Source organism: Nocardia sp. NPDC050175, from assembly GCF_044459885.1.
Lineage (GTDB): Bacteria > Actinomycetota > Actinomycetes > Mycobacteriales > Mycobacteriaceae > Nocardia.
This window is the reverse complement of record NZ_JBITJI010000017.1, coordinates 193428-207812: the sequence shown is the minus strand read 5'-3', so window position 1 is coordinate 207812 and position 14385 is coordinate 193428. Positions and strand designations below refer to the sequence as shown.

Sequence of the window (14385 nt, the reverse complement as noted above, 5' to 3'; positions counted from 1 at the left end):
AGGTCGATGCTGACCTCGGCATCGGACTTCATCAGCGCGTCGGCGGCATAAATCCCGGCCGGTCCTGCACCCACGATGGCGATGCGGAGCGGGCGGTTAGCTGCACTCTGTTCGGTCATCTTTTACGCGCACCCTTTTGGTCGAGAACTAATTAACGGCGTCTTCCTTAGCCTAGGCTAAGTTACGCGCTGGCTGGTTGCACCTGGCGGCGCGGACACTGGAGTTGTCGGCTCGTGGCCACTCCAGCCGCGGCTATGACAGCAGGCCGCAGTCTCGCGATTCTATCGGTGGTTGGTGGGGCGGCCCTCGGCGGTGCGTGAACTGAATGGATGCCATCGACGCGTTCTATTCGAGTTACCCGATCTCGCGACGTTGATTCCCCGCGCGGCGCAACGGCCTTCGTCATCGGCGGCCACCCGGGTCGGGGGCGCGCAGTGGATATCCCTGCCGACCAGGGATCATCGTGGCATGAGCGATCAGCAGTCACCCGCGGAGGACGAAGTCATCACGGTCGATCAGACCGACAAGCGTTCCGTGGCACCGTTCGTCGCCGCGGCCGTCCTCGCGGTCATCGTGCTCGGCGCGATCATCATCGGCGGTGTCGTGTCGCCCGCTGAGAAAAATGTCACAGAATCGGACCGGATCGCCGCCGCGGTGCGCAACTTCGTCGAGGGCTCGAACACCACCGATCTGGTGCCCCCACCAGGCACGGGCTGCCAGGGCTTCGACCCGAAACGGTCCCCACTCGCCGGGCGTTCCGGCGGCGGAAAGACCGTGGAAATCACCAAACTCGACGATCCGAAGATGGACGGCGATCGGGCGAAGGCGACGGTCACCACCAAGGTCGACGGCACCGAGGCGACCGCGACCTGGAATCTGACCAGATCCGGCGACAAATGGTTGGTCTGTAATTGAGCATTCTCATACCGTGAGCAGCCATTTGACAGGGCGACCCTAGTCCAGGCAATCTCAGCAGAAGGTCATGAGAACCAGTGCTAAGCCCCGGCAATACTGGTCGGCAACCCTCCTCCGCGGTGGGGTGCTCCGGGTGACGACCTGGCCGCGCGTCAAACCCGAGCGCGGCAAGTGCGGATTCTAGGAGGGTCCAGATGAGTTATGCCGGTGACATCACCCCGCAGCAGGCTTGGGATCTGTTGCGAGACAACCCCGAAGCCGTCTTGGTCGATGTGCGCACCGAGGCCGAGTGGAAGTTCGTCGGCGTGCCCGACACCAGTTCGATCGAGCGCCCGACGGTGCTGATCGAGTGGGTCGACTCGACCGGCACGCGCAACGGCGAGTTCACCGAGCAGCTGGTCACGGCGCTCGACGGGCACAACCCGGAAGCACCGGTGATCTTCCTGTGCCGTTCGGGGCAGCGCTCCATCGGCGCGGCGATCGCCTCGACGCAGGCCGGGTTCGGCACCTCGTACAACGTGCTCGAGGGCTTCGAAGGGCCGGTCGGCGCGGACGGACATCGTGGCGGCGCCGGCTGGCGTGCCCTCGGCTTGCCCTGGCGGCAGTCATGAGCAGCTGCTGTTCGGTTGACGTGTTGTCGCGGAGCTCTGTCGAGGGGAGGCAGTCGTGATCACAGGTGGTGCGTTCGATAAGCCGCTGCCCGAGGGCGTCGGTCCCGCGACTCTCGGTGTGCGAGGAGGGTTGCGGCGCTCCGGTTTCGAGGAAACCTCCGAGGCGCTGTACCTGACCTCCGGTTTCGTCTACGAGAGCGCGGAGGCCGCCGAGGCCGCGTTCACCGGTGACGTGGAGCATTTCGTCTACTCCCGTTATGGCAACCCGACGGTGGCCATGTTCGAGGAGCGGATGCGGCTGCTCGACGGTGCCGAGGCGTGCTTCGCGACCGCGAGCGGAATGTCCGCGGTCTTCACCGCGTTGGGTGCGCTGCTCGGTGCCGGTGATCGACTTGTCGCCGCGCGCAGCCTGTTCGGGTCCTGCTTCGTGGTGTGCAACGAGATCCTGCCGCGCTGGGGCATCGAGACCGTCTTCGTCGACGGCGAGGATCTGGACCAGTGGGAGCAGGCGCTGTCGGTGCCCACCCAGGCCGTTTTCTTCGAGACTCCCGCCAATCCCATGCAGACCCTCGTCGACGTGCGCCGAGTCACCGAACTCGCGCACGCCGCGGGCGCGAAGGTGGTGCTGGACAACGTCTTCGCCACCCCGCTGCTGCAGCGCGGTTTCGAACTCGGTGCCGACGTGGTCGTCTACTCCGGCACCAAGCACATCGACGGCCAGGGCCGAGTACTCGGCGGCGCCATCCTGGGCGCGAAGGACTACATCGACGGTCCGGTGAAAACCCTGATGCGCCATACCGGTCCGGCACTGAGCCCGTTCAACGCGTGGACCCTGCTCAAGGGTTTGGAGACAATGCCACTGCGCGTTCGGCATTCGACCGAATCCGCCTTGCGCATCGCCCGCTTCCTGGAGACCAACAAGTCGGTCAGCTGGGTGAAATACCCCTTCCTGGAATCCCATCCGCAACACGACCTGGCCACCAGCCAGATGAGCGCGGGCGGCACCGTGGTCACCTTCGAACTGAACGCCCCGGCGCACGAGGCGAAGAAGCGCGCCTTCGAAGTCCTCAACCGCCTGCGCATCGTCGACATCTCCAACAACCTCGGCGACGCCAAATCTCTGATCACCCACCCCGCCACCACAACCCACCGCGCGATGGGCCCCGAAGGCCGAGCTACCATCGGCCTCACCGACGGCGTAGTCCGCATCTCGGTAGGCCTAGAGGACGTCGAAGACCTCCTCACCGATCTGGATCACGCCCTCAGCTAGCAACCCACAGGGCGTCCATATGTCTCACAAAGGGTGAATGCCCTGTGAAACGTGTGGGCGGTCTGTGGGTTCCGAGTGCCAGTAACCGGTGCGACGGGCGGACCGGGCGATTCGGGCTGCTTGGGTGAGGCGGGTCAGCCAGGTGGAGGTGCCGAGTTCGCGCCAGGTCCAGCGGACGACGAGCCAGCCGAGGGCGCGCAAGGCATCCTCGCGTGCCTTCTCGGCGATGACGATGTCTTCCGGTGCCTGGGAACCACGTAAATGGCTTCGGTACTTCAGAAGTCCATCGAATTCGCCGACTACGCCGACTTCGGGAAACAGAAAATCGACCCTGGCGACGAAGCGCTGATCAGGAGTGACGATCCGTGCCTGGAGTTCCGGCCTCGGGAAATGTGCCGCGTGCAATGCGACACGGCTGCGCGATTCACCGGGGCTCTCGGAGCGGCCGTCCACGAAGTCGACTACTCGGCGCGCTGCCGGAGTGCCCGGCCCCGGGTAGCGGGCGAGCTGTGCGATGAGCTCGGCACGGGTCGTCTTTCCGAGTCGGAGGGCACTGTCACCGACGACGACTGCTTGCTCGAAGGGCAACGTGCGGGCCAGGTCGAGGACGGTGCGCGCCACGCCGGTGACTTGTCGGCCACGAATCCGCACGACCTCGTCGGGTCCTATGCGCATCGAATGCAGCATCAGTTGCCGAGTGGTGCGCCCACCGGTCGAACGGTTGCGTAGCAGATGAACTCGCGTCAGTGGTGCGGCCCATACGTCGAGTCCGTGCGCTACCGCCGCCGATATGTGGCTGATGATCGCGTCCGGGCTGGAAGCTTGTGCGACAGCGTCCGCACGCGCCAGATGTTGTTGGGCGACAGTCAGATCCGCAGCACCTTCGGCATCGAGGTAGTAGCCACGGCGAACCCGTTGCCATGCGGCCCGCAGCTCACGATCGGTGTACCCATCCTGCAGCGCGCTCGCGCGGCTCATCACGTGGGGAACGTCCATACGGCGATCCTCGGTGGCCGAACTGCCGTCCACCAGACCCCACTGGTCGGATGTGGACAACTCCAGGGTTGGGGATAACCAAACCCACAGAGCATGCACACGTCTCACATGGAGTTCATCCCCTGTGAGACGTGTGCAGGGTCTGTGAGTCAGGCCAGGGCGCGCAGGCGGGGGGCGAGGTCGCGCTGGAAGAGGTCGAGGAAGCGGCGCTGGTCGTGGCCGGGGGCGTGGAAGACCAGGTGGTTGAGGCCGGCGTCGAGGTAGGGCTTGATGAGTTCGACGGTTTGGTCGGGGTCGCTGGCGACGATCCAGCGCTTGGCGATCTGTTCGATCGGGAGGGCGTCGGCGGCGGCTTCCATTTCGATCGGGTCGGTGATGCTGTGCTTCTGTTCGGGGGTGAGGCTCAGGGGGGCCCAGAAGCGGGTGTTCTCCAGTGCCAGTTCGGGATCGGTGTCGTAGGAGATCTTGATCTCGATCATTCGGTCGATGTCGTCGATGGTGCGGCCTGCCTTGGCGGCGCCCTCGGTGACGGCGGGCATCAGCTTCTCGGTGTAGAGGTCCATGCCCTTGCCGGAGGTGCAGATGAAGCCGTCACCGGCGCGGCCCGCGTAGCGCGCGACCAGCGGTCCGCCCGCGGCGATGTAGACCGGGATGCCGCCCTTGGGCACGTCGTAGATGGACGCGCCGACGGTGTTGTAGTACTCGCCCGCGAAGTCGACGCGGTCGCCGGTCCACAGTGCGCGCATCAGGTCGACCGACTCGCGCAGTCGCGCGAAACGCTCCTTGAACTCCGGCCATTCGCCCTTGTATCCGGTGGCGATCTCGTTGAGCGCCTCGCCGGAGCCGACGCCGAGCATGATCCGGTCGGGGTACAGGCAACCCATGGTGGCGAAGGCCTGTGCGATCACGGCCGGGTTGTATCGGAAGGTGGGCGTGAGCACCGAGGTGCCGAGCTGGATCCGCTTCGTGCGCTCGCCGACCGCCGCCATCCAGGCCAGCGAGAACGGCGCGTGCCCGCCCTTGTGCCGCCACGGCTGGAAGTGGTCGCTCACCGTGGCGCTGTCGAGGCCGTGTTCCTCGGCCAGCACCGCGATCTCCACCAGTTCCCGCGGCCCGAACTGTTCCGCCGACGCCTTGTATCCGAGCTTGAGCTCACCCATGTGCGCCACTCCTGTCGCTTCGCTGCACACCTGTGCGGGCATTCCCGCACACCGTTTGTCGGCCGCAGACACGCTGCGGTCATGCTTCGCTTCAACCGGTGCGGGGTCGTGAACGTTCCCGCACCTCGGTGATCATTCGAGCACTGTCCGGTGCTTTTCGCACATACGTCATACGGCCGTCTTCGACCATAGTCAGCGGCACCCGAAGGTGTGCGAAGGGTCGCATCGCGTCGGACTTCCCCCCAGAGACCTGTCCGGTAGCGGACAATTGTCTGGTGACTGATGAACCGATCCTGTCCTATCTGACCGACATGGACGGTGTGCTGGTGCACGAGGACCAACTGGTGCCCGGCGCCGACGAGTTCCTCGCCGAGCTGCGCGCCAACGAGACCCCGTTCCTGGTGCTGACCAACAACTCCATCCGCACCCCGCGCGACCTGCAGGCCAGGTTGCGGCACACCGGACTCGACATCCCGGAGGCGGCGATCTGGACCTCCGCGCTGGCCACCGCCACCTTCCTGGACGAGCAGCGGCCCAACGGAACCGCCTATGTGGTCGGCGAATCCGGCCTCACCACGGCATTGCACGAGATCGGCTATGTGCTCACCGACAGCAACCCGGACTACGTCGTGCTCGGCGAAACCCGCAACTACTCCTTCGAGGCGATCACCACCGCGATCCGCCTGATCGAGAAGGGCGCGAGCTTCATCGCGACCAATCCCGACCCGACCGGCCCGTCCCGGGACGGCTCACTGCCCGCGACCGGCTCGGTGGCCGCGCTGATCACCCGCGCTACCGGGCGCGATCCGTATTACATCGGCAAGCCCAATCCGCTGATGATGCGTTCGGCACTGCGCCGGATCGGTGCGCACTCGCAGTCCACGGTGATGATCGGCGATCGGATGGATACCGACGTCATCTCCGGGTTGGAGGCGGGTATGCGCACCATCCTGGTCACCACGGGCATCTCTACCCGGTCGTCGGTCGAGGCGTATCCGTACCGGCCGACGCTGGTGCTCGACTCCGTCGCCGATCTGGTCGGGCGAACCAAGGAGCCGTTCGCGAGCTGATCGCACTGCCGGGCGCTGCTTCAGCCCGTGCTCATGCGGGGTCGGTGATGGCGTCCAGTGCCGTCGAAAGTTCGGTAAGAGCGTCGACGGTTGCCGCGAGCTTGTCGTAGCCGAGCTCGTCCACCAGACGCTGGGCGATGACCGCGTGCTGCGGATTGATCCGCCGCACCGCCGCTATCCCCGCGTCGGTGGCCGCGACGAGTTTCGCGCGCCGATGCGCCGGGTTCGGCCGGTACTCGGCAAGTCCCTTGTCCACCAACAGGTCCGCGATGCGCTGCACGCTCTGCCTGGTGATGCCCATTTCCCTGGCAATGCCCGCGACCGGTAGCGGCTCGGTCGTCACCGCGCCGAGCACCTGCCACCATGCCGCGGTGAGACCTGCCGGTCTGGCCAGTTCCTCGGCGATGGCGAGAAACTGGCCGTTCAACCGGAATGACGTGATCGCGGCCGCGGCGAGCAGCTGCTGCTCGTTCGTCGTCACCTGCACCTCCTGGCGATCCGGTCGTTCGACCGGATCGCCGTGCGATTCTTCCGCATCAGACGTGCGCGCCCGACTGCTCCGCTTCGTACTCGGCGAGCACCGCCCAGCCCGCCGGATCGGAGTGTCCGTACAGCCGGTACCAGCCGTCGAGGACGTGCGGCTCATACACGCCGAGCCGTCCCAGCGCTTCGCGCGCGAATTCGAACGGTGAGGTGCCGCCTGCCGTGATCAGATCGCCGTCGGTCACCGCGGCCTCCTCTACGTAGTTATCGGCACCCGCATATCCGCTGTACAGCAAGAACTCCCGCACATTGCTCGTGTGCTTGCGCGTATCGAGCAGCCCCGCCCTGGCCAGCCCGAGCGTCGCGCCGCAGATCGCCGCGACCGGAACACCCGCGTCGAGGAACTCGCGCGCCTTGCCCGCGAACGGCATGAGTTCTTCGCCGTCCCAGGTGTCGGCACCCGCCAGGATCAGCATCGAACTCTCCGCAGGCGTGAGATCGGCCAGCGCCAGCTCCGGCACGATGCGCATCCCGCCGAGCGTGGTGATCGGATCCGTGCTCAGCCCAACCGTTTTCGTCTGCCAAGTCCCCGGCTCCCGCTGCCAGGTCGTCCGGTTGATGTGCGCGGTAAGCGCCCCGATCTCCCAGTCGGCGAAGGTGTCGTAGAGGGCAACGTGAACTGTTTTCGTGATCATGACAGCATCCTGTCATGTTTGACAGCATGCTGTCAATAGTTCGGATATGCGACATTAAGCTGGGGGTATGCGGATCTCAGTGGCTGCGGACGAGCCCGTCGGCGTGGCACAGGACCTGATCGAGGAACTCGCCCAGCGCGGGCACGAGACGATCTTGCACGGCGCACTCGAAGAGTCCGAACGAGACGACTGGGCCTGGGCAAGTGAGGCGGCCGCCCGCGACGTCACGCAGGGCCGCGCCGACCAGGCCATCGTCTGCTGCTGGACCGGCACCGGCGCCTCGATCGCCGCCAACAAGGTCGCAGGCATCCGCGCCGCCCTCTGCGGCGACGCCACGACAGCCAAGGGTGCGCGTCAATGGAACAACGCGAATGTCCTTGCCCTGAGCCTACGTTCGACCTCCACCGCCGAACTCCAGGAAATCCTCGACGCCTGGTTCACTACCGAACCGAGCACCGAACCCGACGACCAGGCGAACATCGCCCACCTGTCCGCGATCGAGCGCGCGGAGCAGTGAGTTACGCCCGGTGCAGGGCGAAGATGCGGAGGTCGCGGGTGGTGCGGTCCTTGTAGGCGGCGTAGGCGCCGGTGATCTCGACGAAGCGGGCGAAGATCGCGTCCTTGGCGTCGGCCTCGACCAGGGTCGCCTGGACCGGGAGGCGGTGGCCTGCGATGGCGACCGTCGCGGCGGGGGTGGCCAGCAGATTGCCGGTCCACGCGGGGTGGCGTTCCTGGCCGAAGTTGCTGCCGATCACGTACAGCACGTCGCCGTCGTGCACATAGAGCAGCGGCTGGGTGCGCGGCTGGCCGGACTTGCGCCCGATGGTGGTCAGCAGAATCACCGGGGCGCCGATCGGGCCGAGCACCGTGTACTTGGCGTCGGTGCGCTCGAGCAGGGCGCGGTCCAGCGGGGTGATCTTGCGGATCAGCCAGGAGCCGGGCTTGGTCGCCGCGAACTTGTTTGCTAGTCGGGAGAATGCGTTGGTGCGCGAACCCCACTGCCGGTTCGGAAACTGCTCAGCCATGGCAGGACTATAGCGGCGAATCCTGGTTCACCGGGACTCGAACGTCGGCCGGTCAGCAGGCCGTAGGCCGCCCGCCGCCGGTGAATTGTGCGTCGGCGGTGGTCGATCCTGGACTCTTTCCGAACACCCGGTGACGCCTGTCTCGCCTAAGGGCGTTGATAGCGGCTCGTTCACTAAGCTTTCGACCATGGCCGATCACGCTCCGTCCACTGTCTACATCGCCTCGCCCGAAGGCGACACCGGGAAGTCGACGGTTGCCCTCGGGGTGTTGCAGATGCTGTGCGCGACCACCGCGCGGGTCGGTGTGTTCCGCCCGATCACCCGGTCGACCACCGAACCGGACTACATCCTCGAGCTGCTGCTCGAACACAGCACCGCCGATATCGACTACGCGCAGGCCACCGGCGTCACCTACGAGCAGGTGCACGCCGACCCGGATGCCGCGATCAGCGAGATCGTGATGCGGTTCCACGAGGTCGCGAAGGTCTGCGACGCGGTGGTGGTGGTCGGCAGCGATTACACCGACGTCGCCAGCCCCAGCGAACTCCGCTTCAACGCCAGGATCGCGGTGAACCTCGGCGCCCCCGTGCTGCTGGTGGTGCGCGGCTCGGGCCGCACCCCCGCCGAGGTGAAGCACCTGGCCGAGCTGTGTCAGAGTGAGCTGGTCCTCGAACACGCCCAGCTGGTCGCGATCATCGCCAACCGCTGCGACCCGGACCATATCGACGACGTCGCCGCCACGCTGCGCACCTCCGCCGTGCCGACCTGGACGCTGCCCGAGGTGCCGCTGCTGATCTCGCCGACCATGGCCGAGCTGTGCAGCGCCATCGACGGCGAAATGTACAGCGGCGACCAGGAATTGCTGCAGCGCGAGGCGCTGAAGATCATGGTCGGCGGCATGACGGCCGAACACATTCTGGAGCGACTGGTCGACGGCGTCGTGGTGATCGCGCCGGGCGACCGCTCCGACGTGCTGCTCAGCGTGGTGAACGCGCATGAGGCGGAAGGCTTTCCGTCGCTGTCCGGCATCATCATGAACGGCGGCATGCTGCCCCATCCCGCGGTGGCGCGGCTGATGTCGGGCCTGAAGCCCAAGCTGCCGATCCTCACCACCGAGCTCGGCACCTATGACACCGCCAGCGCCGCCTACCGCACCCGCGGCCGGATGTCGGCAGGCAGCCCGCGCAAGGTCGACACCGCGCTGGCGCTGATGGAGGAGCACGTCGACGCGGCGGAGTTGTTGCGGCGCATCGAAGTTCCGCTCACCAACGTCGTGACGCCACAGATGTTCGAGTACCAGCTCATCGAGCGCGCGCGGGGCGACCGCAAGCGCATCGTGCTGCCCGAAGGCGACGACGACCGCATCCTGCGCGCGGCGGGCCGGGTGCTGCAGCGCAAGATCGCCGACCTGGTGATCCTCGGCGACGAGCCGTCGGTCCGGGCCCGCGCCGCCGAACTGGGCGTCGACATCTCCGCCGCGGAGGTGCTCGATCCGCGAAACTCCGGCTATCTGGACGATTTCGCCAAGGAATACACCGAGATGCGCAAGCACAAGGGGATGACCCTCGAGCGTGCGCGCGAAACCATGTCGGACATCTCGTATTTCGGCACCATGATGGTCTACAAGGGGATCGCCGACGGCATGGTCTCCGGTGCCGCGCACACCACGGCGCACACCATCCGGCCGTCGTTCGAGATCATCAAGACGGTGCCCGGCGTAGCGACCGTCTCCAGCGTGTTCCTCATGTGCCTGGCCGACCGGGTGCTCGCCTACGGCGACTGCGCGGTGGTCCCCGATCCGACCTCGGAGCAGCTGGCCGATATCGCGATCTCCTCGGCGGCCACGGCGGCCCGGTTCGGCATCGAGCCGCGCATCGCCATGCTGTCCTACTCGACCGGCGAATCCGGCAGCGGCGCGGACGTGGACAAGGTGCGGGTGGCGACCAAGCTGGTCCGTGAGCGAGCGCCGCAGCTGCCGGTGGAGGGCCCGATCCAGTACGACGCGGCGATCGAGCCGACCGTCGCGACCACCAAGCTGCCGGATTCCGAAGTGGCTGGCAAGGCAACGGTTTTCGTGTTTCCCGATCTCAATACCGGCAACAACACCTACAAGGCGGTGCAGCGCAGCGCAGGCGCGATCGCCATCGGCCCGGTGCTGCAGGGCCTGCGCAAACCGGTCAACGACCTCTCGCGCGGTGCGCTGGTCGCCGACATCGTCAATACCGTGGCGATCACCGCGATTCAGGCGCAGGGTGAGTGAGGGTGTCTTTCGCGACACAAGTGGTTCGCGATACGGAACAGGTGGTCCGTGCGCGTGGTTGCTGAGGACGTGCGGGAATGCCGCCGAACACGGGAGGCGTGATGACTGAGGCAGCGGATGACCTGGTGCTGGTGATCAATTCCGGCTCGTCGTCCATCAAGTACCAACTCCTGAACCCGGAGTCGGGCGCGGTCACCGCCTCCGGCATGGTCGATCGGATCGGCGAGGGCAACGCCGGGATCGAGCATCAGTCCGACGGTGAGACCACCGAGCGCCGCGGCGCTATCGCCGATCACACGGCCGGGTTGCGGCTGATCTTCGACATGTTCGCCGAGACCGGACACGACCTGGCCAACGCCGGGGTCCGCGCGGTCGGCCATCGGGTGGTGCACGGCGGTGAGGTCTTCTACCAGCCGACACTGATCGATGACGCCGTGGTCGCAGCCATCGCCGACCTGTCTTCGCTTGCCCCACTGCATAATCCGGCGAATGTCGCGGGCATCGAAAGCGCTCGCAAGCTGCTGCCCGAGGTGCCGCAGGTGGCCGTGTTCGACACCGCGTTCTTCCACGGCCTGCCCGACGCCGCCAAAACCTACGCCATCGATGCGAAAGTCGCCGCCGCGCACGGCATTCGGAAGTACGGCTTCCACGGCACCTCGCACGAGTACGTATCGGGTCAGGCCGCGAAGCTACTCGGCCGCGACCCGGCGGAGCTGAATCAGATCGTCTTCCACCTGGGTAACGGCGCCTCGGCCTCGGCGATCCGCGGCGGCCACCCGATCGACACCACCATGGGCCTGACCCCGCTGGAGGGCTTGGTGATGGGCACCAGGTCCGGCGACATCGACCCCGGCATCATCGCGCACCTGATGCGCTCGGCCCACCTCGACATCGACCAGATCGACACGCTGTTGAACCGGGACTCCGGCCTCAAGGGCCTGTCCGGCGTCAACGACTTCCGCGAACTGCAGCGCCTCATCGAAAACGGCGACACCGCAGCAAAACTCGCCTACGACGTCTACATCCACCGCCTGCGCCGCTACCTCGGCGCCTACCTGATCGACCTCGGCGGCGTCGACGCCATCACCTTCACCGCGGGCGTAGGCGAGAACAGCCCCCAGGTCAGGGCCGACGCCCTCGCCGACCTGTCCCGCTTCGGCATCGAGATCGACCCGGCCGCCAACACCGCGAAATCCCGCACCGCCCGGCACATTTCCCCACCGAACGCCGAGGTAGCCATCTTGGTCGTACCCACGAACGAAGAGCTGGCAATCGCCCGCGCCGCCCACCGCGTCGCCGAAACGGCCTGAGCAGATCGGGAAGAGCCCGGCCGGGAGGGAAGGCCGACCGGGTGGATCTTCCGCTGGATTAGCAGGCGCACCAAGATGATCCCGCTCGCCGCATGTTGCCGGGCCGTCCCCGGAGGGCAGTCCGGGTGACGGTCCCCGGGACTGGCGAGGGCACTGTCCCGGTGGCATGCGGTGGTCTGGTGCGGGCCTCGGTGTGCCGCGCGAACCTGATCCGAAGCCGATTCTGCCGAGCCCATCGTGAGGATTTCGTGAGTGGCGTTATACCCAGGTCTTGGCGCGGATCGAGTTGGCGAGGTCGACCAAGGCGTAGCGGTGGTTGCGGCCCGGGGCGCTACGGGCTAGAGCGCGCAGTCCCGCTTCAGTGCCCTCGCGCAGGCAGCGTTCGGTGAACGGTGCCCCGAACAACATGGCGTCCGACCGTTTCGGCTCATTCCCCGCCTGCAGCCAGGCCAGCGCGGCACCGAGCACGAGAACGCGCATCTGCACCGCTCGACCCTCACCGGTCGGCAGGCTCAGCACCCGGGACGCGGAGATATGCAGGGTCGATTCGTCGAGCTCGGCCACCGGAGCGGCGGTGAGCAACAGCAGCACCGCGGTCATTCGCGCGGTAGTGAAATGCCTTGACGCGGCGGGCACTTCGTCGAGCGCGTGCACCGCGTCCACCACCCGATCGACCGCGGCCAACTGCCTGGCCAGGCCGAACGCGGCGCTCACCACCGCGCGGTCGGTGCGCCACACGATGTCGTAGAACTTCTCGGCATAGGCCCGCCACTGTTCCGGATCGGGCGAATCCCAATGCTGCAGTACGAGTTCCGCGGTCGCTGCCAGCGCGAGCTTGGGCCCGATTTCACCGGGCAGCACCTGCAGCACGTCGTCGAAGCTGGCGAAGGCCTTCTCGTACTCCACGTCGAGCAGCAGCGCCAACCCGCGATACCAGCTGACGCGCCAATCGTTTTCGGGTAGCCGGGTGAGCAGATGCAGCACCGCGGCCGATTCGCCGAGGTCGAGCCGCACCCGCGCCTCGGCCAGCCGGAGCTCCAGATCCAAGGTCTCCGGCGCATTGCCGGGATCGTTCTCGGCCCGCTCCTTGGCGGCCCGCAGCGCCTCCAACGATTCCGCGGGCTCGGCGTGCACCGTGGTGGCCAGCAGCGGTGCCGACGGGTCCGCCGAGTCGAGCAACGGAATGGGCAGTGCCGCAACCACATCGCGCGCGTCGAGCTGTTTGCTGCGCGCCTGGCCGTCGGCGTACGCGTCGGTCTGCCTGATCAGCTCCTCGGTGCCGAAGCTGGTCCGCTGCGGGCTGAACACCGTCGACAGCTGCGGATGTTCGGTACCGGTCTCCAGCGCGAGAATCTCCCGCAGCACCCCGGACAGCTGCGCGGACATGGCTCGGGCCGAAGGGAATCGGCGTTCCGGGTCCGCGTCGGTCGCACAGAGCAGCAGTCGGTAGAAGAACTCGTAGCGCGCCAGCACCGGATGATCCGCGGGATCGGGGATGCCATCGAGATAGCGCCCCTGCTCCATCGGCATCTCGAGGGTGAGCACCGCCAACGTGCGCCCGACGGTGTAGATGTCCGACGCGACGGTCGGCCCGGTCTTCGCGATCTCGGGCGCCTGAAATCCCCTGGTGCCGTACAGGTTTCCGTACGATTCGATGGTGGCGACAGCACCGAGATCGATCAGTTTCACCTGATCCTCGGTGACCATGATGTTGTCCGGCTTGAGATCGTTGTAGGTCAGCCCGATCGAGTGCAGGTACTCCAGCGCGGGCAGGATCTCCAGCAGGTAGGCGATCGCCTCGGCGACCGGCATCCGGTACGGGCGCTCGTAGGAGTTGAGGATCTCGCGCAACGATCGGCCACCGACGTATTCCATGACGATGTAGCCGATCGGCGCACCGTCCTGATCGGTGTGCTCGACGAAGTTGTGGATCTTGACGATGCTGGCGTGCGCCACCTCGGCCAGGAATTGGCGCTCGGCCACGGCCACCGCCTGCGCCTCGGCATCACCGGTGTGCAGCAGGCCTTTCAGCACCACCCAGCGATCGCTGACATTGCGGTCGATCGCCAGATAGATCCAGCCGAGCCCGCCGTGCGCGATACAGCCCTGCACCTCGTACTGGCCGGACACGAGATCGCCCTCGTGCAGCGACGGCCGGAAATCGTAAGGGGCACCGCAGGTATCGCAGGTGCCCGTGGTCACCGCGGGCCGGATGGCGCTCGCCCGCCCGACCGGATTGCCGCACCGCCAGCAGAAGCGTTTGCCTTCGGAGACAACGGGATCGGTCAGCACGGCGGCCCGCGGATCGGCGGGCTCGACCGTCTGGATCGGCACCAGTCCGCCGCCGAGCCTGCGCACCGTCGGCCGGGACCGGGCCGTGCGCACGCTGCGGCCCGAGGTCCGCATGGTCGCCGCCGAGTCGGGTTCGGAGTCGGTTCGCCAAGCGCCGATGATGGTTTCGGCCGAGGCCGCCTCGCTCGGGGTCGGCCGCGAACCCCGAGCCAGCTCGGTATGTACCGGCTCATCGCCTGCCGCGGGGGCGGCGGTGGCTTCGTCCGCGTCGGGGGTGGCGTCGTCCGCTGTGTTCATC

The 14385-nt window shown here is 66.8% G+C and carries 13 protein-coding genes and 1 riboswitch; of the genes, 7 read left to right on the top strand and 6 right to left on the bottom strand.

Translation table 11 applies throughout. The features are described 5' to 3' along the window. Positions 1–468: 468 nt before the first annotated feature. The 3 genes from ACIBK2_RS40695 to ACIBK2_RS40685 all read left to right on the top strand — a co-directional run bounded on the left by ACIBK2_RS40695 (position 469) and on the right by ACIBK2_RS40685 (position 2796). Positions 469–915 carry a hypothetical protein gene (locus tag ACIBK2_RS40695; RefSeq protein ID WP_379284227.1) on the top strand — a complete coding sequence of 149 codons (447 nt, stop codon included), beginning with the start codon at positions 469–471 and terminating at the stop codon, positions 913–915. A gap of 63 nt (positions 916–978) precedes the next feature. Next, positions 979–1095: riboswitch (SAM riboswitch) on the top strand. A 14-nt stretch (positions 1096–1109) separates the two neighbouring features. After that, positions 1110–1526: a rhodanese-like domain-containing protein gene (locus ACIBK2_RS40690; protein WP_396975677.1), complete on the top strand. Its 417-nt coding sequence runs from the start codon at positions 1110–1112 to the stop codon at positions 1524–1526. A 55-nt stretch (positions 1527–1581) separates the two neighbouring features. After that, positions 1582–2796 carry an O-succinylhomoserine sulfhydrylase gene (locus ACIBK2_RS40685; RefSeq protein ID WP_396975675.1) on the top strand — a complete coding sequence of 405 codons (1215 nt, stop codon included), beginning with the start codon at positions 1582–1584 and terminating at the stop codon, positions 2794–2796. A 24-nt stretch (positions 2797–2820) separates the two neighbouring features. Here ACIBK2_RS40685 and ACIBK2_RS40680 read toward each other — a convergent pair whose 3' ends face one another. Together ACIBK2_RS40680 and fgd are read right to left on the bottom strand one after the other, a co-directional pair. Further along, positions 2821–3792: a hypothetical protein gene (locus ACIBK2_RS40680; protein ID WP_396975674.1), complete on the bottom strand. Its 972-nt coding sequence runs from the start codon at positions 3790–3792 to the stop codon at positions 2821–2823. 149 nt (positions 3793–3941) lie between these two features. Continuing rightward, positions 3942–4952, bottom strand: coding sequence for a glucose-6-phosphate dehydrogenase (coenzyme-F420) (gene fgd, locus ACIBK2_RS40675; protein ID WP_396975672.1), 1011 nt, complete (start codon positions 4950–4952; stop codon positions 3942–3944). Positions 4953–5263: 311 nt separating this feature from the next. Between fgd and ACIBK2_RS40670 the strand changes: the two genes are divergently transcribed. Then, positions 5264–6022, top strand: coding sequence for an HAD-IIA family hydrolase (locus tag ACIBK2_RS40670; RefSeq protein WP_396975700.1), 759 nt, complete (start codon positions 5264–5266; stop codon positions 6020–6022). Positions 6023–6053: 31 nt separating this feature from the next. On the opposite strand, the gene ACIBK2_RS40665 is transcribed toward ACIBK2_RS40670, so the two are convergent. Then, complete coding sequence (locus ACIBK2_RS40665) at positions 6054–6503, bottom strand: MarR family winged helix-turn-helix transcriptional regulator (protein ID WP_396975670.1); 450 nt, start codon at positions 6501–6503, stop codon at positions 6054–6056. Positions 6504–6558: 55 nt separating this feature from the next. After that, the gene (locus ACIBK2_RS40660) at positions 6559–7200 is read right to left on the bottom strand and encodes a type 1 glutamine amidotransferase family protein (protein WP_396975668.1); all 642 of its coding nucleotides are present in this window, start codon (positions 7198–7200) and stop codon (positions 6559–6561) included. A 67-nt stretch (positions 7201–7267) separates the two neighbouring features. On the opposite strand from ACIBK2_RS40660, the gene ACIBK2_RS40655 reads away from it, so the two are divergent. Continuing rightward, on the top strand, positions 7268–7717 hold the full coding sequence (locus ACIBK2_RS40655) for an RpiB/LacA/LacB family sugar-phosphate isomerase (RefSeq protein WP_396975666.1): 450 nt from the start codon (positions 7268–7270) through the stop codon (positions 7715–7717). Between the two features lies 1 nt (position 7718). On the opposite strand, the gene ACIBK2_RS40650 is transcribed toward ACIBK2_RS40655, so the two are convergent. Further along, entirely contained in the window at positions 7719–8225 is a 507-nt protein-coding gene (locus ACIBK2_RS40650) for a nitroreductase family deazaflavin-dependent oxidoreductase (RefSeq protein WP_396975664.1), read from the bottom strand. A gap of 187 nt (positions 8226–8412) precedes the next feature. On the opposite strand from ACIBK2_RS40650, the gene pta reads away from it, so the two are divergent. Together pta and ACIBK2_RS40640 are read left to right on the top strand one after the other, a co-directional pair. Next, positions 8413–10485: a phosphate acetyltransferase gene (pta, locus tag ACIBK2_RS40645; RefSeq protein WP_396975662.1), complete on the top strand. Its 2073-nt coding sequence runs from the start codon at positions 8413–8415 to the stop codon at positions 10483–10485. Positions 10486–10586: 101 nt separating this feature from the next. Then, entirely contained in the window at positions 10587–11795 is a 1209-nt protein-coding gene (locus ACIBK2_RS40640; protein ID WP_396975660.1) for an acetate kinase, read from the top strand. Between the two features lie 258 nt (positions 11796–12053). On the opposite strand, the gene ACIBK2_RS40635 is transcribed toward ACIBK2_RS40640, so the two are convergent. Beyond that, a complete protein-coding gene (locus ACIBK2_RS40635; RefSeq protein WP_396975659.1) occupies positions 12054–14384 on the bottom strand; it encodes a serine/threonine-protein kinase PknG in 2331 nt (776 codons plus the stop codon). Between the last annotated feature and the right edge of the window lies 1 nt (position 14385).